The organism is Burkholderia sp. AU6039, from assembly GCF_002223365.1.
In the GTDB taxonomy this organism is placed as follows: domain Bacteria; phylum Pseudomonadota; class Gammaproteobacteria; order Burkholderiales; family Burkholderiaceae; genus Burkholderia.
Map to the genome: position 1 here is coordinate 1,373,163 of NZ_NKFK01000003.1, position 26,822 is coordinate 1,399,984.

The following is a 26,822-nucleotide window of genomic DNA, read 5'->3' on the forward strand; positions in this document are numbered from 1 at the left end:
GATGACGGTGTATTTCATCGGCGCGGGCCCCGGCGACCCGGAGCTGATCACGGTGAAGGGCCAGCGCCTCGTGCGCACGTGCCCGGTGATCCTGTATGCGGGCTCGCTCGTGCCGGCGGCCGTGCTCGACGGCCATCGTGCGGAGCAGGTCGTCAATACCGCCGAACTCGACCTCGACGCCATCGTCGCGTTGCTCGCCGACGCGTATGCGAAAGGGCAGGACGTCGCGCGCGTGCATTCGGGTGACCCGTCGCTGTACGGTGCGATCGGCGAGCAGATTCGCCGCTTGAAAGCGCTCGGGATTCCGTATGAAATCGTGCCCGGCGTCACGGCCACGGCCGCGTGCGCGGCAACGCTCGGCGTCGAGCTGACGCTGCCCGGCATCGCGCAGACGGTGATCCTCACGCGCTTCGCGGGCAAGACGACGATGCCGGAAGGCGAAGCGCTCGGCGCGCTCGCCGCGCACCGCGCGACGCTCGCGATCCATCTCGGCGTGCGCCATCTCGCCCGTATCGTCGACGAAGTGCTGCCGCATTACGGCGCCGATTGCCCGGTCGCGGTGATCTATCGCGCGAGCTGGCCGGACGAAGAACGCGTGACCGGCACGCTCGCCGACATCGTCGCCAAGGTGCAGGGCACGCAGATCGAGCGCACCGCGCTGATCCTGATCGGGCGCGTGCTGGACGCCGAAGGGTTCGCGGATTCGACGCTGTACGCGAGCGCGGACTGATCACGCGCGGGCCGGCCCGGGTTCGGTACGGCGTTCACGCAGGGGCGTGTCGCGCGCCGCGCCGATCGTGACCGTACCGCCGACGAAGCAGAGCGGCGACGCCGATTCGCCGGAGATCAGGATCGACGCGGCGATGCCGACGACGGGGATCAGGTTGAGCTGTTGAGCACGACTACCGCCACATCCGATCGCGACAGGAAAACATGTGCGGGACACGCGCTACGCACGCGCCGCGCGCAGCACCCGCTTCGGCGCAAACCCCGCCGCCAGCGCGAACAGCGCGACACACAGGCAGGCCATCGCGATCCATGCGGGCGTCAGGTCCGCGAGGTGCTGGCGCACGACGCCGGCCGCGAACGGAAACAGCCCGGCGATCAGGTAGCCGATGCCCTGCACGAACCCCGTCAGCGACGCGGCATCGGCCGGCGTCGCCGCATGGTCGACGGTGACGATCAGCGACAGCGGAAACAGCGCGCCGATCCCCGCGCCCATCAGCAGCGCGGCCGGCAGCGCGAGCGCCTCGGGTGCGGCCAGCATCACCAGCAAGCCGACGAACAGCGACGCGATCGCCGCATGCAGCGCGGGCCGGCGATCGGGCAGGCGGTCGATCGTCGCCGAGATCGTCAGCCCCGCGACGACTTCCGCGAGCGTCACGCCGCCGAGCAGGCTGCCGGCCGCCGTCGGCGACCAGCCGAGCCGCATGTAGTACGGCGGCAGCCACGCGAGCACGAGCGTGTACGCGCCCGTCGCGATGCCGAAGAACAGCGCGAGCCGCCACGCGCGCGGCGAGCGCGACGGTTGCGCGTTCGACGCCGACGTCGGCCCGGCGGCGAGCGCGTCGCCGCCGCGACTGGCCAGCGGCCATGCCAGCGCGGCCACCCCGGCCGGCAGCGCCCAGCCCGCGAGCGCGGGGAGCCAGCCCCACTGGGCCGCGGCGAACGGCGCGACGACGCTCGCGAGCACGGCGCCGCCCATGATCGACGTCGAGTAGACGCCCATCGCACCGCCGATCCGCGCCGCGAAATGCGCCTTCACGAAGCCGGGCAGCAGCGCCTGCACCATCGCGATCCCGACGCCCGCGCAGCAGGCGCTCGCGAGCAGCAGCCACGCGTGCTGCGCGCCGATGCGCGACACGCAGGCGAGCCCGATCAGCGCGACGCCGAGCCAGACGCCGCCCGCGATGCCGGTCAGGCGCTGCAGGCGCCGCGCACTCAGTGCGCCGAGGCCCATCAGCAGGATCGGGATCGTCGTCAGCAGGCTCGCCGCGCCGTCACTGATGCCGGTCGCGCGCTGGATCATGTCGAGCAGCGGGCCGACCGCGGCAAGCGCCGGCCGCAGGTTCAGCCCGACCAGGACGATGGCGGCAAGCCGCCATCCGGGGGAAGTGAAGCGATTCATTGCAAGGCCCTCGATATCGGTGCGCGGCCCGCTCCGGTGAGGTGCCGCGCTTTTCATGTAAAGTATCTCGACATCAAGATAAATGCGGATTTATCTCGACGTCAAGATAACTGGTGAGCCGAGGAGGGTTAATGGATCGAGCCGCGCATGCGCTCGCGCAATGGCGCGCCGAGCGTCCGGATCTCGACGCGTCGTCGATGGTGGTGATGGGGCGGCTGCAGGAAGCGGCGCTCGTGATCGCGCGCGACCGTCTCAATCCGCTGTTCGCGCGCTACGGGATGCAGCCGGGCGAATTCGACGTGCTGGCCACGCTGCGGCGCGGCGGAGCGCCGTTCGCGCTGACGCCGACGGCGCTGTACGACGCGCTGATGATGTCGTCGGGCGGGATGACCGCGCGCATCGACCGGTTGCAGAAGGCAGGGTGGGTGGAGCGCCGGCCAAACCCGGCCGACGGGCGCGGCACGCTCGTCGCGCTGACGGATGCGGGCCGCGCGCTGATCGATGAGGCAGTCGTCGCGCATATCGACAACCAGCGGGAGTTGCTGGCCGTGCTGTCGGATGCGGAACAGGCGCAGTTGTCGGAACTGCTGGGAAAGTTGCTGGCGGGGTTGGGAGATGGGGCGTCGAAAGGGGCGGACAGCAAGTAGCGCCGCCGTATGCGTGACGCAAACGCACGTCGTGGGCCACGAGGTTCTGCTTGAATTTTCGTGCGTGCACGAATCGCACCGTGGACGTTCAGTCATGGATTCCGAAATCCTGCTCTCGAGCGCGCGCAAAAAACGTTTCAATGTCGAAACGCGTCGACGGGGGCGCCCATGGTCAGCGCGTCATGTTTGACCGCCGATCGGAGTCGAACCGGACTCGATCGGCAAACGCGCATCTGGATATTGGACTTCGAAAGTAGGTGAATTCGCCGACATACATGGCTGGGAAAATGGCACATAACTTGTAAAACTGACTGCAGGAAATACCCAGACACTGCGATTGCGATTGATCTGAAGTATTCACGGGTACCAGGCGCCTAAAATGATTCGAAGAATCTTGCTCTGTTGCTGGATATGTGTCGCATTCCATGCTGTCGCGTGCACGGCGGAGACGACTGATCCCGATGCGGCGCAGAGGCGCGCCATACTCAAGGAAGGCCGGTTTGCCGAGCTGGACCATGCCATGACCGCCGTTCAGCAGGCCTATGAGCACGGCTCGATCAGCGACGAGCGGTTAGTCGAGGCATTCCGCGCCTTTTACTTCGCCGACCCAGACCTGGAGCCGAAGTTCGACCAATGGGTCGCGCAGTTTCCGCGGTCCTATGCGGCGTTGTTGGCGCGCGGAATGTACTACGAGGCGTTGGGATGGGTCAGGCGCGGCAGTGCATATGCCCGGAGCACCAGCGATCGACAGTTCGCGGGAATGAGGGCCTATCACAGCATGGCGCTGCGCGACCTCTCGAAGTCGACTGGATTGACTGCAAAGCCCACCGTGTCATATATGCAGGAGATCGAGATCTGGAAGGGTCTTACCGGTACGAACAAGGAAAGCCGCGAGTTGCTCGACGAGTCCGTCAAAAGGGACCCGGGGAACATAGTGGTCAGGCGCACCTATCTCGTCTCGATACAGACAAGATGGGGCGGGAGCCCTAAACAGATGGCCGCCTTTGTCGACGAGTGTCGGCGGTTCCCTCTACCGGCAACGACGCTACGAGAGTTCGACGCGATGGTCATTGCAGATAAAGCCTGGGTCATGTATCGCGACAAGGATGATCCCGGCGCGGAAAAGGCTTACGCCCAGGCGCTCGCATTGATGCCAAACGACCCGGACATGCTGACACAAATGAGCGACGTACTCATCCACGAGCACAAGTACGAGCAAGCAGTCGCACCTTTGTCGAAGCTGATCGGCATGAATCCGAATAACAGTTACGCCCTTTCCAAAAGGGGCGCAATTTATCAAGGCATGAAACAGTCCGAACGAGCTGTTAAAGATTACGAAAAGGCCGCCGAGCTGGGCGATGATTTCTCCGAAAATGAATTGGGCAAGTTCTATTGGTTCGGAATTTCAGTGCCCCGTGACAAGGAGCGTGCGATCAAGTTGTTTCGCCGCGCCGCAGAACAAGGTAACAAGGATGCCGAAAAGAATCTTGCGTGGGCGTTGCAGGGATAGTGAAACGCTGCTCACTCGGAAGCAGTCATACGCGGATCGCGGGACCGGACGCTATGCGACTGTCCGCAAGATCTGACGGCGCGAAGGCGGCAATCGACTGACTGCGGTTCGCTACCCGAGCGGGCATGACGTTCGAGTGCCGATCCGGGCGCTCAGGCGAACGGACGGAAGTGGCCGAGAGCCGTCGGTCTTCCCGGCGCTCCCCGCGAATTTGAGATGAACCTCAAAAGCCCGCCGCGCAATGCGGCGGGCGTGCAAGTCGCGGGCCGCGGCCCGCACGGCGTGCGACCGCTTAGCCCGTCAACCTCGCGCCGGAATATTGAGCCCACGCTCGACAGCCGGACGCGCAACGAACGCGTCGAGCACCCGCTTGACGTTCCGGAATTCGCTGAAGCCCACGAGATCACCCGCTTCATAGAAGCCAACGAGGTTCCGCACCCACGGGAAAATCGCGATGTCGGCGATCGTATAGGCATCGCCCATCACCCACTGGCGATTCGCGAGATGCGCGTCGAGCACGCCGAGCAGGCGCTTGGACTCATCGACGTAGCGGTCGCGCGGACGCTTGTCCTCGTAGTCACGGCCGGCGAACTTGTGGAAGAACCCGACCTGGCCGAACATCGGCCCGATGCCGCCCATCTGGAACATCACCCACTGGATCGTCTCGTAGCGGCCCGCGAGATCCTTCGGGATCAGCCGGCCCGTCTTGTCCGCGAGATAGATCAGGATCGCGCCCGATTCGAACAGCGGCAGCGGCTTGCCGTCCGGGCCGTTCGGATCGATGATCGCCGGGATCTTGTTGTTCGGGTTCAGCGACAGGAACGCGGGCGACAGCTGGTCGTTCGTGTCGAAGCGCACGAGGTGCGGCTCGTACGGCAGGCCGGTTTCCTCGAGCATGATCGACACCTTGACGCCGTTCGGCGTCGGCAGCGAGTAGAGCTGGAGACGGTCGGGATGCTGGGCCGGCCACTTTTGCGTGATCGGGAAGGCGGACAGGTCGGACATGGAGGGTCGCTCGTCGAAGTGAAGGATCCGCGCCCCGTTCCTGCCGCCGCACGCGCCACGGTCGATGACGAGACGGCAGGGCGGAGCGCACCGAAAACGCCCACTGTAGCCGATCCCGCGGATCGATGCAGGCGGTGGCCACGCGCGACCGCCGCGGCATCGCCAGGCGCCGCCGGCAACCGATCGCGGTAGGAATGCCCATTACTGGACACCCCCCGCACAGATCCCGGCGTGCCCAATTCGGGCACCGGGCTCCTACCTTGAGTGTTTGACGGCAAAGCGCCGGTCGGGCCACGGATGAAGGATTCGAGGTTGGGGTAGCCAGGCATCCGCGATCCGCTCGACCCGTGTCCACGTCATGTGATCCTTCTGGCTACGGCGTCGAAGCGCCCGTCGCCAGAGATCCACGACGTGGTAACGGAACGCGCCAAGTGCGCGCGAGTTCGTCGGTACCGCGTGGTACGCGAAGTAGCCGCGCACCACCTGCCCAAGCCATTTCCCTTGCACTGGGATCGGTTCATGCATACGCCGCCGTAGTTCCTCCTTGATCCCCCTGAGCTTCGCCCGCATGCGATCGCCTCGGGTCTTCCGCTGAAGCTGGAAGGCACCACGGCGCGATCTGCCGCAGATAAAGATGAAGCCTAGAAAGGCGAAGGTCTCCGGCCGACCAAGACCGCGGTGTTGGCGATTTGCCGCTGCATAGCGACCAAACTCCAGCAGCCTCGTCTTGTCCGGGTGAAGCGCAAGCGCGAACTCCTCCAGCCTCGAACGCATCGCATCCCAGAAGCGCCGTGCGTCGGCTTCGTGCTCGAAGCCGACCACGACATCATCTGCGTATCGCAGAATGATGACGTTGCCCTTGGCTTCCCGCCGCCGCCAACGATTGGCCCAGAGATCGAAGACGTAGTGTAGGTACACGTTCGCGGACAGTGGCGAGGCCACTGATCCCTGCGGAGTGCCTGTCTCACTCACGCTTAGCTCTCCGTCTTCCAGCACGCCCGCCTTGAGCCACTTACGCACAAGACGGATGATGCGCTGGTCGCCGATCCGGTGCTCAATGAAACGGACCAGCCATTCCTGACTGACCGAATCAAAGAAGCTCTTGAGATCGGTGTCCAGAATCCAGTTCACCGGGGTGCCGGTGATCGCTGTCGCCAACGCGTCCAACGCATCGTGCTGACTGCGCCCGGGCCGGAACCCGTACGAGAATCCGAGGAAGTCCCCCTCGTAGATCGCGTTCAGCACTTCGACCACCGCGCGCTGGACGATCTTGTCTTCCAGCGCGGCAATCCCCAGCGGGCGCTGTTTGCCATCCGGCTTCGGTATGTACTGTCGCCGTACGGGTAGTGCCCGGTACGCTCCACTGTGTACTCGCGCGTGCAGGCGCTGGAGGTGGTCTTCCAGTCCTGCCTCGTAGTACCGCCAGGTCAAACCGTCCACCCCAGGGGCCGCATTGCGTTTGAGCGCAAAGAACGACGCCCTGAGGCGATCGATCGTGACGTGGTGCAGCAGCGCGGTGAACCGTTCCTTCTTCCGCTGCCTTGCAGCCTGCCGTACACGGTCCAGCCCCTGTGACACGCTTGCCCGGTTCTGCGCCCGGCACGTGTGCGACTGACCCGTGCTCCTCTTGGTCCCCGCCCTTGGCTCCACCCACTCCGCAGCCGGCTTCCCGGCGTTGTTCGCAGGCTTCCTCGCTACTATGGCGGAGTCTGACTTCTCTCGTCCGTTCATCATCGGCTACGGCTCCTCGCCTTCCCGACGCGGACCAACCCATGCTGCAGTTGGCCGAACGAGAGACCTCCCGGTTCCCGCGCAAAGAGCGTCCGTACGTGCCAGGTTCTCCGACCACGCCGGGTCGTCGAGGCACTCGCGCTTGCGCACCTCTTCGTGTTGCCTTCCGCGTTCTGAACCGCGTCGGCACCCGGAATAACACAACTATCGCGGCTCAATGGCTGGCCCGCACGTTCCCCTACCGACGCTTCGCCGGTCGCCTCGCGGCGGCCGTCGCACGGCTCGGGGCCAATGTGGTTCGCTACGCCTTCATCGCAGTGGACTTGCACCACCTGCTCCTTGCCGGTCTCCCGGCGCACTCAGAAGTTGTGCCGCAGCCCGATCATCGCGGCCGTCGTGCCGACGCCCGGCGCAACCGGCTGCCCGTACACGAGCATCTGGTCCATCGTGCCGCGGTTGTTCACGTGGCCGACCTGCGCATAGACCATCGTCCGCTTCGACAGGCTGTAGTCGGCCGCGAGCACGACCGCCGTCGACTTGTTCGCCGAGACGTTGCGATCCTTCAGGTAATACACCGCGGACGTCACCTGCAGCGCGGGCGTGAAGCGATAGCCGATGCCGGCCGACAGCATGTCGAGGTTCACCTTGTCCGCATGCGACGGATTCCGGCCGTTGCCGTACGACGCCGACACCGAGAAATCGTGGATCGTGTACTTCGCGCCGACGTAGATGAAACGGTTGTTGTCGACGCCGGTCGGCGCGACGCCCGGCACCGGGCTCGTGTCGTGGCCGTTGTAGTAGGCGGCCGAAGCGTTCAGCCCGTCGTTCGCATACCTGAGCACGACCGACTCGCGCGTGCCGCCCTGGAACTGCCCGGCCACGCCGCCCGGCGCGTATTCGAGCGCGATCGACGCACCCGCGAAGGTCGGCGACTGGTAGACGAGCGCATTGCTGTCGTACAGCGCGCCGATCGCTGCGTTGGTGCTCGTTCCCGACCAGCCGGCCGCCGTGTTCAGGCCGAGCCACGCGATCAGCACGCTGCCGAAGAACTGCGCGTTGCGCACGTCGGTGTCGGCCATCGCGTAGATCATCGGCACGATCTGGCGGCCGGCCGTGAACGTGCCGAACGGGCCCGACACGCCGAGCGACGCGACCTGGTTGAAGATCGCGACGGCGCCCGGCGTATCGCTCAGCTGCAGCTTGCCGCTGCCGCTGTCGAACGAGCCCTGCAGCTTGAAGTTGACCTTGTAGCCGCCGCCGATGTCCTCGCTGCCCTTGATGCCCCAGAAGCTCGAGTAGATGCCGCCGTCCTTCATGCGGAACACCTTGCCCGTGTTCGGCGCGGTCGGGCTGAACGACGCCGCCGACGTGCTCTGGTACAGCAGGCCCGAGTCGATCACGCCGTAGAGCGTGACGGAGGATTGCGCATGCGCGAGCGCCGAACAGCCGGCAAGCGCCGCGAGCGCGGCCAGTTTCGTCTTCATCGAAGTCTCCAGGGTCGTATTGGACCGGACGGGGTCGAGCCCGTCCGGGTGAAGCAGGGAGGCTAGCGGGAAGGTGTGACAGGCGACGCCCGCCTGAGCCGTGCGGAAAGACTACGCAACGGCGGGCGGCCGCTCCCCCCCATGCGCGGGGGGCAGGGTTGCGGAGAATCGAAGGAAAGCGGGCGCGACGATGCGCCCGACTGGCGAAACCGGCGTTACGACGTCAGGGCGCGCTTTCGAGGAGACCCAGCACCAGCGCGCGGCGCACCGCATGCTTGCGCGAACTGGCGTCGAGCTTGCCGAACAGGTTCTTCAGGTGCCACTTCACGGTTTCCTCGCCAACGGCCAGCGCCACCGCGATCTCCTTGTTCGACAGGTTGCGCGCAAGCAGCTCGAGAATCGCGCGCTCCTTGGGCGTCAGCACGACGCTCGGCACCGCGCGCGGGCTGGCCGCGACGCGCGGGGCGGGCGGCACGATGCGTGGCTGCGGCAGCGCGTGCCGCGCGGGGCCGGCGCCGGCGGCCGCTTCGTCGCCGGCACGGCGCGCCCAGTCGGCGATGGCCGGATGCGCATCGGCGAGCGTGCGCGTCAGCCCGAACAGGTCCGCGAGGTTCATCGCTTCGTCGAGCAACGCACGGCCGCCGCCGCACGACTGTTCGCGCGCGAACGCGCTGAGCGCCATGATCTCGATGCGCGCCTGCCCCATGCTCATTTCGCGGGCCAGCACGGCGGCTTCGTCGAGCGCCGCGCTCGCGTCGTCCCAGCGGCGCGCGGCCAGCGCGGCACCCGCGTGCGCGGTGGCCTGCAGCAACACGACGGGGCGCCGCCACAACGGCCCGTGCGACGGAAACTCGGCCGCGGCGATCGCATCGATCCGCTCGACGAGCGCGTGGCAGGTCGCTTCGCGATAACGCGCCGCATGAATGCGCACCTGTTCGGCGAGGCTCGCGACCGACAGGCGCGGCAGGCGGCGCGCGACACCCATCGCGTCGAGCGCTTCGAGCAGGTCGATCGCGCGGTGCTCGACGCCGCGCAGCAGCGCGATGCGCGCGGCGGTGCGATAGCCGAGCAGCACGGTATCGGGCGTGCCCGCGTGTTCGAGCACATCGAGCCGGTTTGCGAGCAGTGCGGCGGCCTGGTCGACGCGGTCGGCCTCGTACGCGAGCGCCGCGCACATCGCCGCGAGCATGCAGGTGAGGGGATGGCGGCGCCCGAGATCGGCTTCCGCACGCGCCAGCGCGGGCGACAGCGCGTCGTCGGCCAGCCGGACCTGGCCCTCGCGCAGGTAGCTCAGGCCCGTGATCAGCTCGCCCCAGCGGGCGACGTAGCCGAACCCGGCCGCCGTCTCGCCGCGCGGCGCCGCGTGCTGGAAGCGGCGCGCCTGCGCCGGTTCGCCGACGATGATCGCGCGCGCCGACAGCCGGTTCGCGTGCATTTGCGCGAGCCACGTCGCCGCCGGCGGCGTGAAGTCGGCCCACGGCTCGAACAGCTCGACGAAGCGGTCGATTTCGTCGGCGTAATACGCGGCCGCGCTGAGGATCAGCGCGCATTCGTAGCGCATCGCCGCGGGCGTGTCAGGATCCGCGAGGATGCCCGCGATCTGGCGTTGCGCCTCGACATGGCGCTCGCCGAGCGCCAGCGCCCAGGCCACCGCGACGCGCAGCGTCGGGCGCTTGTCGAGCTCCGCATCGGGCAGCAGCGCGAGCCAGTCGAGCACGTCGTTGATGCGGCCCTGCTTGATCGCATCCTCGAGGCAACGCTGCGCGAGCGCGTACGCGACCTCGAACTGGCCGGCCGCATACGCGTGGCGCGCGGCTTCCTCGGTCATCCCGTGCGCGTCGAGCCAGGCAGCCGCCCGCGCATGCAGCGCGCTGCGCTCGGCGTCGGGGCCCGCGGCCAGGCGGTCGCGCAGCGTGTCGCGCACGAGCGGATGCAGCCGGCACCAGTCCGAATCGTCCGACGCAATGAACAGCGGCGTGTCGCGTGCGAGTCGGGCGAGACGGTCGGGTGCGCCTGCGTCGTCGAGCAGCGCGGCGCACAGCGACGGATGCAGGCGATCGGCGACGCTCGTGCGCGTCAGGAACGCAGTGTCGTCGGCCGACAGGTTCGCGAGCAGCAGCTCGACGAGCCGGTCGCGCGTGCCGTCCACGCGGGCGGCGAGTGCGTCGACCGCCTGGCGCGGATCGGCCGAACGCGCCATCGCGGCCATCGCGAGCTGCAGGCCGAGCGGCCAGCCGTCGACGCGTTCGAACAGCCGCGCGCACGCGTCGGCATCGACCCGCTGCGCAAAGCGCGCGCCGACCAGCGCGATCGTCTCGTCGAGCGTGAAGCGCAGCCAGTCGGGGCCCGCGAGCGTGCACTGCCCGCCGGCGAGCAGGTCGCCGGCCACGTGATCGAGCCCGCGCCGCGCGGCAACCACGACATGCAGGTTTTGCGGCGCGTTGTGCAGCACGTAGGTCAGCGCATCGAGGCCGGCGGGCGGCAACCGCTCCGCATCGTCGACGATCAGCAGCGCATCGATCGACAACTGCGCGACCTCGGCCAGCCACGCGGTCACGCCCTCCAGCGCACGCGCCGCGTCGGCCGCGCCGACCGGAATCAGGCGCCCGAAGCCGGGCCGTGCGCAACCGGTCCGCACCGCCTGCACGAGCCCTTGCAGCAACCGCGCCGCATCGTCGCGCTCGTCGGCCGACAGCCATACGACCGCACGGCCGAGCGCGAGGGTTTCGCGGCGCCATTGCGCGAGCAGCGACGTCTTGCCGTAACCGGCCGGCGCCTGCACGAGCGTAACCGGCCGGCCGTCGAAAGCGGGTGCGGCGAGGCTCAGCCGCGCGCGGGCCAGCAACTGCGCCGGCACGCGCGGCGCGGTCGTCTTCAGGACCAGTTCGGTGGGAGGCACGTCGGCGCGATCGGGTGGGTGGGCCATCGGGGCAGCAGTCGGATTCCGGCGGTGCCGTGCGGGCCAGCGTCCGGGGTGGGTGTGGGGGGAAGGATCGGCCGAACCGCGTTCGCGCGTCAATCCCCCCCGCGACGAGTGGGGCCGCACCGGCACCGCATCGATAGCATGGGTTCCGATGCATGACGAACACCACGAGGAGCCCACCCATGAAGATCGTATCGACCGGCACGCGGCGCAGCGCGCCGCTCGCCGGATAAGCGGAGCGGCACGATGTACCGCCATCTGCTCGTGACGGTCGACGGCTCGCCCGGCGGCATCGACGCGATCGGCCATGCGCTCGAACTGGCGCGTGCGGTCGGCGCCCGGGTCACGTTCATGCTGACCGGCGCCGCGCCGGACTCGCGTTTATCCGGAGCGCGGCTGCCGGAGCACGGTGCGAAAGTGGAAGCCGCCGCACGCGCACAGGGGTTGTCTCATGCGATCGCGGGGGCCGGCCATCCGGGGGCAGGCCATCCGGGGGCCGGCGACGCAGCGCCCGGTGCGCTGGCGGCCGAACTCGGCTGCGACCTGATCGGCGTCGCGGCGCTGCCGCACGAAGCCGATGCGGCGGCCTGCGCGCAACGGCGGCACCTGCTCGCGACGAGCGGCGTGCCGGTGCTCGTGTGCACGTCGCGGCGCACGCCTGCCGAGGCGCGCGTGATGGCGCGTTGCCTCGATGCGCATCGTGCGGTCGAAGGGTGGCTGAGTGCGCTGATGGCTTCGAGCTTGCACACGGGCGTGGACGTGCCGCAACAGCGCGCGGCCGACACGCAGGAGGCGCTGGCATCGCTCGCCGCCCTGCAGCACGCCCGGTTCGGCACGGCCGCCGAAGCGCGCCTGTTCGCGGCATTGCGCATCCGTGCGGAGTGCGTCGCGGCCGAACTGGACGAACTCGACCGCCAGCGGCAGCGCGATGCGCAAGCGCTCGATGCGCTCATGCGAATGGCCGCGGAAGGGCTGCCGTCGGCCGCGTTCGACACGGCGCTCGCCCGCTATGCGCACGGCGCGTTCGAGCAGATGGGGCGCATGGAAGGCGTGATTTTCCCGGCCGCGCGGCGCTATCTCGGCGACGCGGACTGGGCCGGACTGGATGAATCGCTGGCGGACGGCGCAGCCGCGACGCCGCCACGCGCGAACGAACCGAACGAACCCGACGATGCGCAACTCGCATCCGACTGACACCCTACGGAGAACAAAGATGGCACATGCAGTGCGATTCCACGAAACCGGCGGCCCCGAAGTCCTGCGCTGGGAGGAAGTCGACCTCGGCGACCCGGGCCCCGGCCAGGTGCGCCTGCGGCACGACGCGGTCGGCCTGAATTTCGCCGACACGTACTTCCGCAGCGGCCTGTATCCGGTGCCGCTGCCTGCCGGCCTCGGCGTCGAGGCGGCCGGCGTGGTCGAAGCGGTCGGCCCGGGCGTGACGAACGTCGCCGTCGGCGACCGCGTGACCTACACGGGCTTCCTGAACACGCTCGGCGCGTACAGCACCGAACGGCTGATTCCCGCCGCGCCGCTCGTGCGGCTGCCGGCCGGCATCACGTGCGAAACGGCCGCGGCGATGACGATGCGCGGCCTGACGTCGGCCTACCTGCTGCGCCGCATCCATGCGTTCGCACCGGGCGACACGATCCTGCTGCACGCGGCCGCCGGCGGCGTCGGGCTGATCGTGTCGCAATGGGCGAAGCTGCTCGGGCTCAAGGTGATCGGCACCGTCTCCAGCGAGCACAAGGCCGAAATCGCCCGCGCACACGGTTGCGACCACACGATCGACTACAGCCGCGAGGACGTCGCGAAGCGCGTGCGCGAGCTGACGGACGGTGCGGGCGTCGACGTCGTGTTCGACAGCGTCGGCATGGACACCTTCGAAGGCTCGCTCGATTCGCTGAAGCGGCGCGGGCTGATGGTGTGCGTCGGCACCGCGTCGGGCCCGATCCCGCCGTTCGATCCGCAGCGCCTCGCGATGAAGGGCTCGCTGTACCTGACGCGCCCGGCGCTGGCCGACTACATCGCCGATCCGGCCGAGAAGAACGACCTGGCCGGCGAACTGTTCGCGCACGTCGCGGCCGGCCGGATCCGGATCGAGATCAACCAGCGCTACGCGCTGCAGGACGCCGCGCAGGCGCATCGCGATCTCGAATCGCGCAAGACGACCGGTTCGTCGGTGTTCATCGTCTGAGGAGACGCGCATGCGAGTCGAACCCCTGACCTGCGCGATCGGCGCGGAACTGCTGGATGTGAGCCTCGCCGACGCCGTGCACGACGACGGCCTGTTCGCCGAGATCCGCGTGCAGCTGCTTCGCCATCGCGTGCTGTTCCTGCGCGACCAGGACATCACGCGCGCCGAGCACGTCGCGTTCGCGCGGCGCTTCGGCGAGCTCGAGGATCATCCGGTGGCCGGCAGCGATCCCGAGCATCCGGGGCTCGTGCGGATCTACAAGTCGCCCGACCAGCCGAACGACCGCTACGAGAATGCGTGGCACAGCGACGCGAGCTGGCGCGTGGCGCCGCCGTTCGGCTGCGTGCTGCGCTGCATCGACGGTCCGCCGGTTGGCGGCGACACGATGTGGGCGAACATGGTGCTCGCCTACGAGCGCCTGCCTGAACACGTGAAGCAGCAGATCGACGACTTGCGCGCGCGCCACAGCATCGAGGCGAGCTTCGGCGCGGCGATGCCGATCGACAAGCGCCTCGCGCTGAAGGCGCAGTACCCGGACGCCGAGCATCCGGTCGTGCGCACGCATCCCGAAACCGGCGAGAAGGTGCTGTACGTGAATGCGTTCACCACGCATTTCACCAACTTCCACACGCCGGCGCGCGTGCGGGTCGGGCAGGACGCGAATCCCGGCGCCGGCCAGTTGCTGCAATACCTGGTCAGCCAGGCGTACATCCCCGAGTACCAGGTGCGCTGGCGCTGGAAGAAGCACAGCGTCGCGATCTGGGACAACCGCAGCACCCAGCACTACGCGGTGATGGACTACCCGCCGTGCGTGCGCCAGATGGAGCGCGCGGGCATCGTCGGCGACGTGCCGTTCTGAGCCCGCCAACACCGTAGCCCATCTCTGAAACCCCATGCAACGCGCCGGGCCCGCCGCCCGGCGCGGCGGGATACGCACGCCCGTACGCCCGCAATACAACGATTTCCACTGGAGGACGACATGCAATTTCTCGACGATTCGCTGCACCCGGAAAACCAGGACAAGGTGGTCATCACGGTCGCGCCGTACGGCCCCGAATGGATGCCGGCCGATTTTCCGGAAGACATTCCGGTGACGATGGACGAGCACGTGCAGAAGGCCGTCGACTGCTACAACGCCGGCGCGACCGTGCTGCACATGCATGTGCGCGAGCTCGACGGCAAGGGCAGCAAGCGGCTGTCGAAGTTCAACGAACTGCTCGGCCGGCTGCGCGAGGCGGTGCCCGACATGATCCTGCAGGTGGGCGGCTCGATCTCGTTCGCGCCGGAAGGCGAGGGGGCGGACGCGAAATGGCTGTCCGACGACACGCGCCACATGCTTGCCGAGCTGACGCCGAAGCCCGACCAGGTGACGGTCGCGATCAACACCGTGCAGATGAACATCACCGAGCTGATGAACCGCCAGGACATCGCCGGCACGTCGTTGAACGAAGCCGCGTACTGGGACGCGTACCGCGAGATGACCGTGCCGGCCGGCCCCGGCTGGGTCGACGAACACCTGCGCCGCCTGCAGGCGGCCGGCATCCAGCCGCATTTCCAGCTCACCGGCATGCACGCGCTGGAAACGCTCGAGCGGATCATCCGCCGCGGCGTCTATCGCGGCCCGCTGAACGTCACGTGGGTCGGCATCGGCGGCGGCTTCGACGGCCCGAATCCGTACAACTTCATGGAATTCGTGCGGCGCTGCCCGGACGGCGCGTGCATCACGCTCGAATCGCTGATGAAGAACGTCCTGCCGATCAACACGGTCGCGATGGCGCTGGGCCTGCATCCGCGCTGCGGGATCGAGGACACGATCATCGACCAGAAGGGCAACCGGATGACGTCGGTGCAGCAGGTCGAGCAGTGCGCACGGATCGCGCGCGAACTCGGCCGCGACATCGCCACCGGCAAGGAGGCGAAGGCGATCTACCGGATCGGCGTGCAGTACGACGGCATCGACGAGACGCTGGCGCACCTCGGGATGGCGCCGAACCGCCGCCCCGGCCAGGTGAACGTGCCGCTGCGGGCCGCCTGACGCGCCTCGCACCCGGGCAGGCGGTCGTCACGGCCGCCGCCCGCCGATCGTTGTGGCGTGGCACCACCCCTGCGCAGCGCGCGGGAGCGGACTCCGGTCAACGGAGCGGTGCCACGCAAGCCGCGCCGGAGCACGACCTCCGGCGCCGGAGGAGACACGCATGCTGATCCATCAAGTCGAGCCGTCGATGCAGGACGTCGCCGCCGCCGGCCGGCGCGCGCCCGCGTATGCGTGGCTCGTGTTCGGCCTGACCGTCGGCCTGCTGCTGTCGGACTACATGTCGCGGCAGGTGCTCAATGCCGTGTTCCCGCTGCTCAAGCACGCGTGGGGGCTGTCGGACACGCAGCTCGGTTCGCTGTCCGGCGTCGTCGCGCTGCTGGTCGGGTTGCTGACGTTCCCGCTGTCGGTACTCGCCGACCGCTTCGGGCGCGTGCGCAGCATCGTGCTGATGGCCGCGTTGTGGAGCGTCGCGACGCTCGGCTGCGCGCTGTCGACGAACTACGCGGAGATGCTCGTCGCACGCGGCCTCGTCGGGCTCGGCGAAGCCGCGTACGGCAGCGTCGGCGTCGCGCTGATCCTCAGCATCTTTCCGGCACGGCTGCGCGCGACGCTGACCGGCGCATTCATGGCCGGCGGCGCGTTCGGCTCCGTGTTCGGGATGGCGCTCGGCGGGCTGGTCGGCGCGCATCTCGGCTGGCGCTGGTCGTTCGGCGTGATGGCCGCGCTCGGCATCGTGCTGCTCGTCGCGTATCGCTGCGTCGTGACCGAACGGCGGCTCGCCGCGTATCGGATCGAACCGTGCCGGCGCGACGCCGGCGCACCGCGCGACCTGCGCGGCAACGTGCGCGCGCTGATGTCGGGGCTGTTCGCATCGCGTTCGGTGATCTGCGCGTACCTCGGCAGCGGGTTGCACCTGTTCGTGCCGGGCGCGCTGTTCGCGTGGCTGCCGAGCTACCTGAACCGCTACTACGCGATGGCGCCCGACCGCGCGGCCGTGCTCGCGGCCGGCTTCGTGCTGCTCGCGGGTGTCGGGATGGTCGGCTGCGGGATCGTCACCGACCGCGTCGGCAAGACCGACGGCAAGCGCAAGTGGCTGACCGCGATCGCGTATTGCGTACTCACGGGCGTGTGCCTCGCGATTGCGTTCCGGCTGCCGCCCGGGCCACTGCAACTCGCGCTGATCTGTGTGGGCATGCTGGTCGGCGCGGGCGCATCCGGTGCATCGGGCGCGATGGTCGCGAACCTGACGCCGGCCGCGATCCACGCGTCGGCGTTCGCGACGCTCACGCTCGCCAACAACCTGCTCGGCATGGCGCCGGGCCCGCTGCTGACGGGGTGGGTCGCCGATCGCGCCGGGCTCGTCGGCTCACTGCAATGGATTCCCGTCGTGCCGCTCATGGCCGCCGTGCTGTTCGCGATCGGACGCGCGAGCTACGTGGCCGACCTCGCGCGCGTCGAACGCGACCGGCGCGCGTCCCACCTTTCCTGACCGCTTCGGAGACTGCATGACCCTGACGACCGCCCCCACCATCCTGATCGTGCCCGGCTTGCGCGATCACGTCGAAGACCACTGGCAGACGCACCTCGAACGGCGCCTGCCGAACGCGCGCGCCGTCGCGCCGCTCGAAGCCGACAAGCTGAGCCGCGCCGCACGCGTCGCCGCGCTCGATGCGGCGCTGGCCGGGATCGACGGCCCCGTGATCCTCGTCGCGCACAGCGCGGGCGTGATGATTACCGTGCACTGGGCGCGCCGGGCCACGCGCAAGATCCACGGCGCGCTGCTCGCGGCGCCGGCCGATCTCGAGTCGCCGATGCCCGCCGGTTATCCGGCGCCCGATGCGATCGCCGCGAACGGCTGGACGCCGATACCGACCGAACGGCTGCCGTTTCCGAGCATCGTCGCCGCGAGCCGCAACGATCCGCTCGCGGGTTTCGAACGCGTCGAGGCGCTGGCGGCAGGGTGGGGGAGCAAGCTGGTCGATCTGGGGGAGGTCGGGCACCTGAACCCGGCGTCGGGGTATGGCGAGTGGCGGGATGCAGAGCGGTTGATCGAAGAAGTGGCCGTTCTCGGCACGGCCTGACTGACTGAATATTCCCGCCTTTCGCGCGCCGCGCCCGACCGGGCGCCCGGCGCGCGCGCCGTCACCGTCGGGTCGCGATGCGGCCTTGAACCGATTCCATTTCGCCGCTCGCCGAGATACGACGTCTTAACACGCAGCACAATCGACCCGGCACGACGCCCCAGCATCGGTCGGCATCCAAATCGTCAACAAACGGAAGGTATTTGTCAGGGAAAGTCCCGCCCCGCGCGCCGTGGTTTTTTGTTGACCGACATCGTATAACGCCGTCATGATTTCCTGAAAAGAAAGGTCCCATCCACCGACCGAAGTGAGGAGACATGAACGCCACCCCGATCGCTCGCCGTGTCCGCCGGATCGCACTCGCCGTGGGTTTCACGCTGTCTGCCACGGCCGCCGTCGCCGCCCCCGTCTCGCTGAACATCGTCGATGTCGCGGGCAACCTGCAGCTCACGCAGAAGGCCATCGAAGCCTTCAAGGACAAGAACCCGAACCTCGTCTCGAACGTCACGTTCACGAACGCGCCCGCGCCGCAGTTGCCGGGCAAGATCAAGGCGATGCAGGCGGCGGGGCGCGCCGACATCGACCTCGTGCTGACGGGCACCGACGCGCTGGCCGCCGGCATCGAGCAGAACCTGTGGCGCAAGCTGCTGCCCGACGACGCGGCCGCGCTCCCCGGCGTGCTCGACAAATACGCGCCCGGCCCGCGCAAGATGCAGGATCTCGCGCAGGGCTACGGCCTCGAAGTCACCTACATGCCGGCCGGCCCGCTGCTCGAATACAACCCGGCGAAGGTCAGCGACCCGCCGAAGACACCCGATCAGCTGCTCGCCTGGTGCAAGGCGCATCCGAACAAGCTGATCTATGCGCGCCCGGCGAACTCGGGCCCCGGCCGCACGTTCCTGATGGGGCTGCCGTACGTGCTCGGCGACAAGAATCCGCAGGATCCGATCAACGGCTGGGACAAGACCTGGGCGTTCCTCAAGGCGCTGAACGACTGCGTGCCGTACTACCCGGGCGGCACGTCGGCGGTGATGAAGGAACTCGGCGAGGGCACGCGCGACATGACCGTGACCGTCACCGGCTGGGACCTCAACCCGCGCGCGCTCGGCATCGTGCCGGCCGAGTTCAAAATCCAGGCCTTCGACAACATGACGTGGGTCAACGACGCGCACTACATGGTGATCCCGAAGGGCGTGCCGAAGGAAAAGCTCGACGTGCTGTTCAAGCTGATGAACTTCCTGCTCGAACCGGCGCAACAGGCGATGACCTACGACGACGGCTACTTCTATCCGGGCCCGGCGGTGAAGGGCGTGACGCTCGAGATGGCGCCCGCGCACAGCCAGGAAGTGATCAGGAAATTCGGCCGCCCCGAGTACGCGAAGCTGCTCGCGGAGCGCCCGCACGTGCAGCCGCTCAACGCGCAGGCGATGGTCGCCGCGTTCCAGAAGTGGGATCGCGAGATCGGATCGCAGAAGTCGAAGTGACGCATGGACCGGCGGGCGCCGCGGCGCCCGCGTCGAGGGAGTTCGCGCAATGAAGCACAGTTTCGAACGGCTGCGGCTCGATGGCGTGTGCCGCAGCTTCACCAATGCGGAAGGCGCGCAGGTCGCCGCGCTGAACGGGCTCGATCTCGAGATCCGGCGCGGCGAGTTCATCGCGCTGCTCGGCCCGTCGGGCTGCGGCAAGTCGACCGCGCTCAACTGCATCGCGGGGCTGCAGCCGCTCACACGCGGCGGCATCTGGCTCGACGACACGCGCATCGACGTGCTGCCGCCCGAGCGCCGCGGCTTCGGGATGGTGTTCCAGAACTACGCGCTGTTTCCGCACATGTCGGTGCTCGACAACGTCGGCTTCGGCCTCAAGATGCGCGGCGTGCCGAAGCAGGAAACGCGGCGGCGCGCGCAGCAGGCGCTCGAACTCGTGCAGCTCGTCGGCCACGAGGGCAAGCTGCCCGGGCAGCTGTCGGGCGGGCAGCAGCAGCGTGTCGCGATTGCGCGCGCGATCGTGATCGAGCCGCCGCTCGTGCTGATGGACGAGCCGCTGTCGAACCTCGACACGAAGCTGCGCATCGAGATGCGCGCCGAGATCCGCCGCATCCACACGCAGCTCGAACGCGCGACGATCTACGTGACGCACGACCAGGACGAAGCGCTGTCGATGGCCGACCGCATCGTCGTGATGAAGGAGGGTGTCGTGCAGCAGGTCGCGACGCCGAAGGACGTCTATACGCGCCCGCACAACCTGCACGTCGCGCGCTTCATGGGCTATCGCAACGTGCTGCCGTTCACGCTCGAAGGGATGGCCGGCGATTACGTGAACGTCGCGGCCGGTGGCGTGCGCGTCACGGGCGTGCCGATGGCCGGCTTCGATACGAAGGAGGTCGTGGTCGCGCTGCGCCCCGACGACGTCGAGCGGGCAGACGATGCGGGCGACAACACGAACGCGTTCGACTCGACCGTCGAAACGGTCGAGTACGGCGGCCGCGATTCGCTGATCCGCGCGGTCACGCCGTTCGGCCCGATCTGGGCGCGCGTCGCCGGCGAATTCACGGAAGGCGAGCCGCTGCGGCTGCGCGTTGCGCCGTCACGCACGCTCGTCTACCCGGGAGCGCCGACATGAGCGGCGCGGCCGCCGCGCCGTCATACCGGGAGGCCGCATGAGCACGGTCGCGTCCGGCGGCACGCCGCGCGACGCGAAAGCGTGGCTCGTCACGCCCGCGCTCGCGTTCATCGTCGCGCTGTTCATCTATCCGTTCGCGTACGGCCTCGTGCTGTCGTTCCAGCCGATGAACGGCGGCGGCGCGCTCGCGAACTACGTGCAGTTCTTCACCGACGCGGCGATGTGGCCGACCGTGCTCGTCACGCTGAAGCTCGCGGTGCCGGCGACGCTGCTCAACGTCGGCATCGCGGTGCCCGTCGCGTTCGCGCTGCGCCGCCACTCGCCGTACCAGAAGTTCGTCACGACGCTGCTCGTGATTCCCGTCACGCTCGGCACGGTGCTCGTCGCCGACGGGATGCTCACGTATTTCGGGCCGAACGGCTGGTTCCCGCAAGCGCTGCAGGGGCTGCACCTGTACACCGACGAAGTGCGCCTCACGCACAACTACTGGGGCGTGCTGCTGTCGCTGATCGTGTCGGGCTTTCCGTTCGCGTTCCTGTTGATGCTGTCGTACATCAGCGGCATCGACCCGACGCTCGCGCGCGCAGCGGCGACGCTCGGCGCGAACCCGTGGCAGCAGTTCCGGCAGATCTACCTGCCGCTGCTCGTGCCGGGGCTCACGATGGCCGCATGCCTGTCGTTCGTGCAGGCATTCTCGGTGTTCCCGTCGGCCGTGCTGCTCGGCGCGCCGGCCGGGCCCACGCGCGTGATCTCGATCGCGGCGGCGGAAGCCGCGTTCGAGAGCTACGACTATTCGCTGGCGTCGGCGATCGCGATCGTGATGGGCTTCGTGCAGTTGCTGGTGGTCGCGTCGATGCTCGGCGCGCGCCGCTTCTTCTATACGGGCGCGGTGACGGGAGGCAAGGGCTGATGGCGACCGACAATCATGCCGCGCGCACCTGGCCGCCGAAGCACGACACGCCCGATGCGCCCGATGCGCGCCCCGTCGACGCGAGGAAACCGCAGAAGATGACAAGCAATCTCGCCGGCCGCGCCTGGAAGGCGCTCGTGTGGGGGCTGATGGCGTTCTTCCTGCTGAACGTGATGCTGCTGATCGCGACCGTCGCGGTGAATTCGATCGCGACCCGCTGGTTCGGCACGCCGCTGCCGCAGGGCTTCACGCTGCACTGGTATGCGAAGGCGTGGGAGGACTTCCAGCTCGCGAGCGTGCTGTGGGTGACCGTCGAGGTCGTCGGCGCGGTCGTGCTGCTGTCGATCGCGCTCGGCGTGCCGGCCGCGTATGCGCTCGCACGCGTGCAGTTTCGCGGCAAGCGCTTCGCGCTGCTGGTGTTCCTGCTGCCGCTGATGGTGCCGCCCGTCACGTACGGGATCCCGATGGCCACCGTGATGTACAAGGTCGGGCTCGCGGGCACGCTGCCGGGCGTGATCCTCGCGAACCTCGTGCCGGCGCTGCCGTTCGTGATCCTCGTGATGACGCCGTTCATCGAGCAGATCGACCCGAATCTCGAAGCCGCCGCGCGCATCTTCGGCGCGAACACGTGGCGCTATTTCCGCTACGTGCTGCTGCCGCTGCTGGTGCCCGGCATGCTCGCGGCGGGGCTGCTCGTGCTGGTGCGCACGATCGGGATGTTCGAGCTGACCTTCTTCACCGCGGGGCCGAGCACGCAGACGCTCGTCGTCGCGCTGTATTACGCGGTGTTCTCGACCGGCGTGCGCGCGCCGCAGTCGATCGACGCGATGGCGATGATCTACATGGCCATCACGCTCGTGTGGGTCGTGATCGCGCTGCAGTTCGTGAGCCCGACGCAGCTCGTCAGCCGCGTGAAGCAGGAGCGGCAGTAGGCGAGCGCGACGCTCGGGCACGCGATGCCGCTCGCGCCTCCGTGCAATTGGTTACAAATGGATACCGCGCACCGCGCGCGGACGTTGCAGACTACGCGGCGTTCCCCCGATCACGGATATCCATGAAGTTCCACACGCTGCTGACACTCGCCGGTGCATCGACGCTGCTGGCTGCCTGCAACCTGCTCCACGACGGCCCCGGCTCGAGCGACGTCGACGCCGCCGTGCGCCGCGCGCTCGAGGCGGAAAACCACGGCGGCCTGAACGCGCTGTTCGGCCAGCCGCTGCCCGTCTCAGCCGATGTCGTGTCGGCGAAGCCCGACGGCGACTGCAAGAAGCTCGGCGATCGCACCTACTCGTGCGACGTCGTGGTCACGTGGCGCAATGCCGACTACAAGCCTTCGCGCGCGAACCTGACGTTCGTGCAGGCCGCCGACGGCGCGTGGCAGACGTCCGGCGTCGACGCCGCGATCGTGACGGGCACCGCGAAGTCGCTGGTCGACGAGATCGGCAAGGCGTGGCCCGGCAATGCGGCGAGCGGCGCGTCGGCGCCGCAGTGACGCGCCGTCGGCACGGCGCGCCCTGATTCCGCGGGCATGCGCCTTCGTCCTTGCGGGCCGCGATCGTTCCGTTTCTTCAAGCCATCGATGACCGTCGCCCGTGCAGGCACGACCACGGCCGGCGGGGTGGCGCCAATCGGCCGGCGCGACCCGCGTTCGACGCCGATTCGCCGAAAAGGGGCGCGAACACCTGGCCCAAAAGACCGAACGCATCCTCGGTATGCGGGCCGCGTTATAGGGAAAACCCTTATTTCGAGATATAATCACGGCCTAAGAGATAGGTCGAACCATGCCTGAACGTTTCCAAACCCTTGAAAAATTTGTGTTTTCCCTCGTCGTGATGTCCGCCGTCGTGTGTTCGGCATTCCTCGCGTACGAGCGTCACCCCGAGATCAAGATCGCGCTGCACGAAGGCGAAGCGCTGATGCGCGAGAGCGCCAAGTACTCGGTCATCTGCTCGCCGTCCAAGGTCGATCCTTGCGTCGAGATGTCGGCTTACTGAGATTCGCGTCGGTCGCGGTGCGCTGCGATCGAAACGGTCGTTTCCGGAATTGGCCCCACTTAGTTTCGGACTTGTCCTATATCGTTGGTCGTCTGGATTCCTTAAAGTAGAGCCCATCAGGAATTCAGAAACCGGCCGCAAGATAGGGCGGATGCACGAACCCGTAACGTGCCGAGTCGCTGGCGTAAGCAGCCCCCGAATTCAGCCGGCCCCGCTTCGAGCCATCGAGCGGGGCCGTTCCGTTTGCGCGGTTCACATCACCTTCCGCAGCGCCATGCGCCACGCGCGTCACACTACATGCCGCGGCATCCCGCCCACGAACGCGGCGACATTCTCCACGAGCTGATCGGCGAGCGCCTGCATCGCTTCGTCACTCGCCCACGCGACGTGTGGCGTCAGGATGAAGGCCGGATGCGACAGGATCGCGTGGAACGGATGCGCGGCCGGCAGCGGCTCCTGCGTGACCACGTCGAACCCCGCACCCGCGATCTGCCCCGACTGCAATGCGTTGACGAGCGCACCTTCATCCACGAGCCCGCCGCGCGCGGTATTGATCAGCAATGGCCGGCGCGCCATCCGCGCGAACGCGGCCGCGTCGATCAGGTGCCGCGTCGCCGGCGTGAGCGGGCAGTGCAGCGTGATCACGTCGCTGTCCCGCAGCAGCGTGTCGAGCGGCGCGTAGTCGTCTCCTGCCGCATCGCCGTGCGCCGCGAACCGCACCCGCATGTCGAGCGCGCGGGCGATGCCGGCCACCGCGCGCCCGAGCACGCCGTCGCCGACGATCCCGAGCGTCGAGCCGGCCAGGTCGCGAATCGGATGATCGAAAAAGCAGAACTGCCCGCTGTCGAGCCAGCGCGCCGCGCACGCGTCGAGATCGACGATGTCGGTGCCCGTCGCGGCGATCGCGATCATCCGCACGCGCCGCGCGTCGGCGAGTGTTGCCGCGTCGAGCCGCACCTTGTTGGTCACGACGATGTCCGCGTCACCGATGCGCGCGGCCGTCTCGTGCGCGGCCGTCCGGTCAAAGGTCTGCAATACGTGCGGGAACGGGAAGGGTTTCAACACGGTGTGCGGCGACAGCGTCGCGCGGTCGAGAAACACGATCTTCGCGGGAGAGGAAGCAGAAAACATGGCGGGTCTCGCTGACAGGCGCCCGGCGGGCGCGGAACGGGTTCGATTCTGCCGGCGGTACGCGTGGCGTCGTTTGCCCGTTGCGCGAGCGCGCTTTCCCGGATGGAAAGGCTGACGCAACGCGTGCATGAGGAGCGCGACGCGCGCCTTTCCGAAACGGAAAGGCTGGTTGAGCATCGATCGATTTTCGCCGGGCGCGAACGCCGTCATGATCGCCTTCATCGACACCACGATTTCATTGGAGACAGCCATGACACGCCCCTTGGATGGCATCCGCGTGCTGGAACTCGGCCAACTGATCGCCGGGCCGTTCGCGGGCCGGATGCTCGCCGAATTCGGCGCCGACGTGCTCAAGGTCGAGCCGCCCGGGCTCGGCGACCCGCTGCGCAAATGGCGGCTGCTGCATGAAGGCACGTCGGTCTGGTGGGCCGCGCAGTCGCGCAACAAGACCTCGCTCACGCTCGACCTGCGCACGCCCGAAGGGCAGGACGTCGTGCGCCGCCTCGTCGCGGAAACCGACGTGCTGATCGAGAACTTCCGGCCCGGCACGCTCGAAGGCTGGGGGCTCGGCTGGGACGCGCTGTCCGCGATCAACCCGGGGCTCGTGATGCTGCGCGTGTCGGGCTTCGGCCAGACGGGCCCGTACCGCGACCGTCCCGGCTTCGGCGTGATCGCCGAGGCGATGGGCGGCCTGCGGCACCTGACCGGCGAGCCCGGCCGCACGCCGGTGCGCGTCGGCATCTCGCTCGGCGATTCGCTGTCGGCGCTGCACGGCGTGATCGGTGTGCTGCTCGCGCTGCGGCATCGCGAGCAGCAGGGCGGCAAGGGGCAGGTCGTCGACGTCGCGCTGTACGAGTCGGTGTTCAACATGATGGAAAGCCTGCTGCCCGAATACTCGGCGTTCGGCGCCGTGCGCGAGGCGGCCGGCAGCAGCCTGCCCGGCATCGCGCCGACCAACGCGTACCGCTGCCGCGACGGCAAGTACGCACTGATCGCCGGCAACGGCGACAGCATCTTCCGGCGCCTGATGGAGCTGATCGGCCGGCCCGATCTCGGCAACGATCCCGCGCTCGCGCACAACGACGGACGCGTCGCGCAGGTCGAACGCATCGACGCGGCGATCGGCGAATGGAGCGCGCAGCACGATCTCGATGCCGTGCTGGCCGCGCTGAACGAAGCACGCATTCCGTCCGGGCGCATCTACGACGTGGCCGACATCGCGGCCGATCCGCATTACCGCGCCCGCGACATGCTCGTCGATGCCGCGTTGCCCGACGGCACGCCGGTGCTCGTGCCCGGCATCGTGCCGAAGCTCGGCGCGACGCCCGGGCGCATCGAACACGCGGCGCCCGCGCTCGGCGCGGATACCGACGCGGTACTCGAATCGCTCGGCATCGATGCGGCGACGCGCGGTGACTGGCGCACGCGCGGCGTGATCTGAGCTGCGGAAACAGGAGAAGACAACATGAGCGGCCAACGCAAACGCCTCTACCTCCACGAAGTCGCGACGCGCGACGGTTTCCAGAACGAAGCGGCATTCGTCGACACCGACGACAAGATCGCGCTCGTCGACGCGCTGAGCGCGTGCGGCTACGCGAAGATCGAGGTCACGTCGTTCACGTCGCCGAAGGCGATCCCCGCGTTGCGCGACGCGGAGGCCGTGATGCACGGCATCGCGCGCGCACCGGGCGTCGTCTATACGGTGCTCGTGCCGAACGTGCGCGGGGCGGAGCGCGCGCTGTCGTGCCGGGTCGACGAAGTGAACCTCGTGATGTCGATGAGCGAAAGCCACAACCGCGCGAACCTGCGGATGACGCGCGAGCAGTCGTTCGCACAACTGCGCGACGTGATCGATGCGTTACGCGGCACCGGTGTCGCGATCAACGTGTCGCTGTCGACCGCGATGGGCTGCCCGATGGAAGGCGATGTTGCAGCAGAAGGCGTACTCGCATGGATGCAGCGCTTCGCGGATCTCGGCGTGCATGGCTTCACGCTGTGCGATACGACGGGCATGGCGTTTCCGTCGCAGGTGCGCGACCTGTCGGCACGGGCGCGCGAACGCTTCGCCGCGCTGCAACTCACGCTGCACTTCCACAACACGCGCGGGATGGCGCTCGCGAATACGCTCGCGGCACTCGACGCCGGGATCGACCGCTTCGACGCGTCGCTCGGCGGGCTCGGCGGCTGCCCGTACGCGCCGGGCGCGACCGGTAACGCATGCACCGAAGAACTCGTGCATATGCTCGAACTCGACGGCTACGATACGGGCATCGATCTCGCGGCCGTGCTGGCCGCGTCGGCACGGCTGCCCGCGCTGATCGGGCATGACGTGCCGAGTCAGATCCTGAAAGCCGGGCGCCGCTCGGACCTTCATCCGCCGCCGCGCGCGGACGCCGGCGACATGCCCGCGCAGCGCGCGTTCTCATAAAC

24 protein-coding genes are annotated in these 26,822 nt (G+C 68.3%); 17 read left to right on the top strand and 7 right to left on the bottom strand.

Annotated elements, in window-relative coordinates; genetic code table 11:
• The first annotated feature begins 1 nt into the window (after position 1).
• On the top strand, positions 2 to 730 hold the full coding sequence (cobM, locus tag CFB39_RS09010) for a precorrin-4 C(11)-methyltransferase (RefSeq protein ID WP_089472789.1): 729 nt from the start codon (positions 2 to 4) through the stop codon (positions 728 to 730).
• On the opposite strand, the gene CFB39_RS09015 is transcribed toward cobM, so the two are convergent.
• Both CFB39_RS09015 and CFB39_RS09020 read right to left on the bottom strand, forming a co-directional pair.
• Positions 731 to 946 carry a hypothetical protein gene (locus tag CFB39_RS09015; protein ID WP_089472790.1) on the bottom strand — a complete coding sequence of 72 codons (216 nt, stop codon included), beginning with the start codon at positions 944 to 946 and terminating at the stop codon, positions 731 to 733.
• Between the two features lie 3 nt (positions 947 to 949).
• A complete protein-coding gene (locus CFB39_RS09020) occupies positions 950 to 2,128 on the bottom strand; it encodes an MFS transporter (protein WP_089472791.1) in 1,179 nt (392 codons plus the stop codon).
• A gap of 131 nt (positions 2,129 to 2,259) precedes the next feature.
• Between CFB39_RS09020 and CFB39_RS09025 the strand changes: the two genes are divergently transcribed.
• The gene (locus CFB39_RS09025; protein WP_089472792.1) at positions 2,260 to 2,775 is read left to right on the top strand and encodes a MarR family winged helix-turn-helix transcriptional regulator; all 516 of its coding nucleotides are present in this window, start codon (positions 2,260 to 2,262) and stop codon (positions 2,773 to 2,775) included.
• A 379-nt stretch (positions 2,776 to 3,154) separates the two neighbouring features.
• Positions 3,155 to 4,285, top strand: a complete 1,131-nt coding sequence (locus CFB39_RS09030) for a DUF4034 domain-containing protein (protein ID WP_089472793.1) — start codon at positions 3,155 to 3,157, stop codon at positions 4,283 to 4,285.
• Positions 4,286 to 4,585: 300 nt separating this feature from the next.
• Here the strand turns inward: CFB39_RS09030 and CFB39_RS09035 are convergent, their stop codons facing one another.
• The 4 genes from CFB39_RS09035 to CFB39_RS09055 form a co-directional block, all read right to left on the bottom strand.
• Positions 4,586 to 5,290, bottom strand: coding sequence for a glutathione binding-like protein (locus CFB39_RS09035; protein WP_089472794.1), 705 nt, complete (start codon positions 5,288 to 5,290; stop codon positions 4,586 to 4,588).
• Between the two features lie 255 nt (positions 5,291 to 5,545).
• The gene (ltrA, locus tag CFB39_RS09040; RefSeq protein ID WP_373452724.1) at positions 5,546 to 7,021 is read right to left on the bottom strand and encodes a group II intron reverse transcriptase/maturase; all 1,476 of its coding nucleotides are present in this window, start codon (positions 7,019 to 7,021) and stop codon (positions 5,546 to 5,548) included.
• Positions 7,022 to 7,380: 359 nt separating this feature from the next.
• Positions 7,381 to 8,505 (bottom strand): porin, encoded by a 1,125-nt coding sequence (locus tag CFB39_RS09050; protein WP_089472796.1) that lies wholly within the window; start codon positions 8,503 to 8,505, stop codon positions 7,381 to 7,383.
• A gap of 223 nt (positions 8,506 to 8,728) precedes the next feature.
• Entirely contained in the window at positions 8,729 to 11,431 is a 2,703-nt protein-coding gene (locus CFB39_RS09055; RefSeq protein WP_089472797.1) for a LuxR C-terminal-related transcriptional regulator, read from the bottom strand.
• A 243-nt stretch (positions 11,432 to 11,674) separates the two neighbouring features.
• On the opposite strand from CFB39_RS09055, the gene CFB39_RS09060 reads away from it, so the two are divergent.
• From CFB39_RS09060 to CFB39_RS09115, 12 genes are all read left to right on the top strand, one after another.
• Entirely contained in the window at positions 11,675 to 12,622 is a 948-nt protein-coding gene (locus CFB39_RS09060; protein ID WP_089472798.1) for a universal stress protein, read from the top strand.
• 19 nt (positions 12,623 to 12,641) lie between these two features.
• Positions 12,642 to 13,622: a quinone oxidoreductase gene (locus tag CFB39_RS09065; protein WP_089472799.1), complete on the top strand. Its 981-nt coding sequence runs from the start codon at positions 12,642 to 12,644 to the stop codon at positions 13,620 to 13,622.
• A 10-nt stretch (positions 13,623 to 13,632) separates the two neighbouring features.
• Positions 13,633 to 14,481 (top strand): TauD/TfdA family dioxygenase, encoded by an 849-nt coding sequence (locus CFB39_RS09070; RefSeq protein WP_089472800.1) that lies wholly within the window; start codon positions 13,633 to 13,635, stop codon positions 14,479 to 14,481.
• A gap of 120 nt (positions 14,482 to 14,601) precedes the next feature.
• Positions 14,602 to 15,657, top strand: a complete 1,056-nt coding sequence (locus CFB39_RS09075; protein ID WP_089472801.1) for a 3-keto-5-aminohexanoate cleavage protein — start codon at positions 14,602 to 14,604, stop codon at positions 15,655 to 15,657.
• Positions 15,658 to 15,817: 160 nt separating this feature from the next.
• On the top strand, positions 15,818 to 17,146 hold the full coding sequence (locus CFB39_RS09080; RefSeq protein WP_089472802.1) for an MFS transporter: 1,329 nt from the start codon (positions 15,818 to 15,820) through the stop codon (positions 17,144 to 17,146).
• A 16-nt stretch (positions 17,147 to 17,162) separates the two neighbouring features.
• On the top strand, positions 17,163 to 17,738 hold the full coding sequence (locus tag CFB39_RS09085) for an alpha/beta hydrolase (protein ID WP_089472803.1): 576 nt from the start codon (positions 17,163 to 17,165) through the stop codon (positions 17,736 to 17,738).
• A 317-nt stretch (positions 17,739 to 18,055) separates the two neighbouring features.
• Complete coding sequence (locus tag CFB39_RS09090; RefSeq protein WP_089472804.1) at positions 18,056 to 19,222, top strand: ABC transporter substrate-binding protein; 1,167 nt, start codon at positions 18,056 to 18,058, stop codon at positions 19,220 to 19,222.
• 49 nt (positions 19,223 to 19,271) lie between these two features.
• Positions 19,272 to 20,357: an ABC transporter ATP-binding protein gene (locus CFB39_RS09095; protein WP_089472805.1), complete on the top strand. Its 1,086-nt coding sequence runs from the start codon at positions 19,272 to 19,274 to the stop codon at positions 20,355 to 20,357.
• A 37-nt stretch (positions 20,358 to 20,394) separates the two neighbouring features.
• Positions 20,395 to 21,267: an ABC transporter permease gene (locus tag CFB39_RS09100; RefSeq protein WP_089431089.1), complete on the top strand. Its 873-nt coding sequence runs from the start codon at positions 20,395 to 20,397 to the stop codon at positions 21,265 to 21,267.
• Complete coding sequence (locus CFB39_RS09105) at positions 21,267 to 22,199, top strand: ABC transporter permease (RefSeq protein ID WP_089425442.1); 933 nt, start codon at positions 21,267 to 21,269, stop codon at positions 22,197 to 22,199. Before CFB39_RS09100 ends, CFB39_RS09105 begins: the two co-directional genes overlap by 1 nt.
• Before the next feature lie 122 nt (positions 22,200 to 22,321).
• Positions 22,322 to 22,759 carry a hypothetical protein gene (locus CFB39_RS09110; RefSeq protein WP_089425443.1) on the top strand — a complete coding sequence of 146 codons (438 nt, stop codon included), beginning with the start codon at positions 22,322 to 22,324 and terminating at the stop codon, positions 22,757 to 22,759.
• A 289-nt stretch (positions 22,760 to 23,048) separates the two neighbouring features.
• The gene (locus CFB39_RS09115; protein ID WP_006497261.1) at positions 23,049 to 23,261 is read left to right on the top strand and encodes a hypothetical protein; all 213 of its coding nucleotides are present in this window, start codon (positions 23,049 to 23,051) and stop codon (positions 23,259 to 23,261) included.
• A 288-nt stretch (positions 23,262 to 23,549) separates the two neighbouring features.
• Here CFB39_RS09115 and CFB39_RS09120 read toward each other — a convergent pair whose 3' ends face one another.
• A complete protein-coding gene (locus CFB39_RS09120; RefSeq protein WP_089472806.1) occupies positions 23,550 to 24,392 on the bottom strand; it encodes an NAD(P)-dependent oxidoreductase in 843 nt (280 codons plus the stop codon).
• Between the two features lie 250 nt (positions 24,393 to 24,642).
• Between CFB39_RS09120 and CFB39_RS09125 the strand changes: the two genes are divergently transcribed.
• Both CFB39_RS09125 and CFB39_RS09130 read left to right on the top strand, forming a co-directional pair.
• Positions 24,643 to 25,833, top strand: a complete 1,191-nt coding sequence (locus CFB39_RS09125; RefSeq protein ID WP_089425923.1) for a CaiB/BaiF CoA-transferase family protein — start codon at positions 24,643 to 24,645, stop codon at positions 25,831 to 25,833.
• A 24-nt stretch (positions 25,834 to 25,857) separates the two neighbouring features.
• Positions 25,858 to 26,820, top strand: coding sequence for a hydroxymethylglutaryl-CoA lyase (locus tag CFB39_RS09130; RefSeq protein WP_089472807.1), 963 nt, complete (start codon positions 25,858 to 25,860; stop codon positions 26,818 to 26,820).
• The last annotated feature ends 2 nt before the right edge of the window (positions 26,821 to 26,822 follow it).

Bases quoted from the DNA above. Each gene is read 5' to 3' on its own strand.
- CFB39_RS09065 (WP_089472799.1), top strand. From the start codon at position 12,642: ATGGCACATGCAGTGCGATTCCACGAAACCGGCGGCCCCGAAGTCCTG.
- CFB39_RS09115 (WP_006497261.1), top strand. From the start codon at position 23,049: ATGCCTGAACGTTTCCAAACCCTTGAAAAATTTGTGTTTTCCCTCGTC.
- CFB39_RS09130 (WP_089472807.1), top strand. From the start codon at position 25,858: ATGAGCGGCCAACGCAAACGCCTCTACCTCCACGAAGTCGCGACGCGC.
- CFB39_RS09035 (WP_089472794.1), bottom strand. From the start codon at position 5,290: ATGTCCGACCTGTCCGCCTTCCCGATCACGCAAAAGTGGCCGGCCCAG.
- CFB39_RS09025 (WP_089472792.1), top strand. From the start codon at position 2,260: ATGGATCGAGCCGCGCATGCGCTCGCGCAATGGCGCGCCGAGCGTCCG.
- CFB39_RS09055 (WP_089472797.1), bottom strand. From the start codon at position 11,431: ATGGCCCACCCACCCGATCGCGCCGACGTGCCTCCCACCGAACTGGTC.
- CFB39_RS09110 (WP_089425443.1), top strand. From the start codon at position 22,322: ATGAAGTTCCACACGCTGCTGACACTCGCCGGTGCATCGACGCTGCTG.
- CFB39_RS09070 (WP_089472800.1), top strand. From the start codon at position 13,633: ATGCGAGTCGAACCCCTGACCTGCGCGATCGGCGCGGAACTGCTGGAT.
- CFB39_RS09125 (WP_089425923.1), top strand. From the start codon at position 24,643: ATGACACGCCCCTTGGATGGCATCCGCGTGCTGGAACTCGGCCAACTG.
- CFB39_RS09080 (WP_089472802.1), top strand. From the start codon at position 15,818: ATGCTGATCCATCAAGTCGAGCCGTCGATGCAGGACGTCGCCGCCGCC.
- CFB39_RS09090 (WP_089472804.1), top strand. From the start codon at position 18,056: ATGAACGCCACCCCGATCGCTCGCCGTGTCCGCCGGATCGCACTCGCC.
- CFB39_RS09120 (WP_089472806.1), bottom strand. From the start codon at position 24,392: ATGTTTTCTGCTTCCTCTCCCGCGAAGATCGTGTTTCTCGACCGCGCG.
- CFB39_RS09075 (WP_089472801.1), top strand. From the start codon at position 14,602: ATGCAATTTCTCGACGATTCGCTGCACCCGGAAAACCAGGACAAGGTG.
- CFB39_RS09105 (WP_089425442.1), top strand. From the start codon at position 21,267: ATGGCGACCGACAATCATGCCGCGCGCACCTGGCCGCCGAAGCACGAC.
- CFB39_RS09050 (WP_089472796.1), bottom strand. From the start codon at position 8,505: ATGAAGACGAAACTGGCCGCGCTCGCGGCGCTTGCCGGCTGTTCGGCG.
- CFB39_RS09060 (WP_089472798.1), top strand. From the start codon at position 11,675: ATGTACCGCCATCTGCTCGTGACGGTCGACGGCTCGCCCGGCGGCATC.
- CFB39_RS09030 (WP_089472793.1), top strand. From the start codon at position 3,155: ATGATTCGAAGAATCTTGCTCTGTTGCTGGATATGTGTCGCATTCCAT.
- CFB39_RS09100 (WP_089431089.1), top strand. From the start codon at position 20,395: ATGAGCACGGTCGCGTCCGGCGGCACGCCGCGCGACGCGAAAGCGTGG.
- cobM (WP_089472789.1), top strand. From the start codon at position 2: ATGACGGTGTATTTCATCGGCGCGGGCCCCGGCGACCCGGAGCTGATC.
- CFB39_RS09085 (WP_089472803.1), top strand. From the start codon at position 17,163: ATGACCCTGACGACCGCCCCCACCATCCTGATCGTGCCCGGCTTGCGC.
- CFB39_RS09095 (WP_089472805.1), top strand. From the start codon at position 19,272: ATGAAGCACAGTTTCGAACGGCTGCGGCTCGATGGCGTGTGCCGCAGC.
- ltrA (WP_373452724.1), bottom strand. From the start codon at position 7,021: ATGAACGGACGAGAGAAGTCAGACTCCGCCATAGTAGCGAGGAAGCCT.
- CFB39_RS09020 (WP_089472791.1), bottom strand. From the start codon at position 2,128: ATGAATCGCTTCACTTCCCCCGGATGGCGGCTTGCCGCCATCGTCCTG.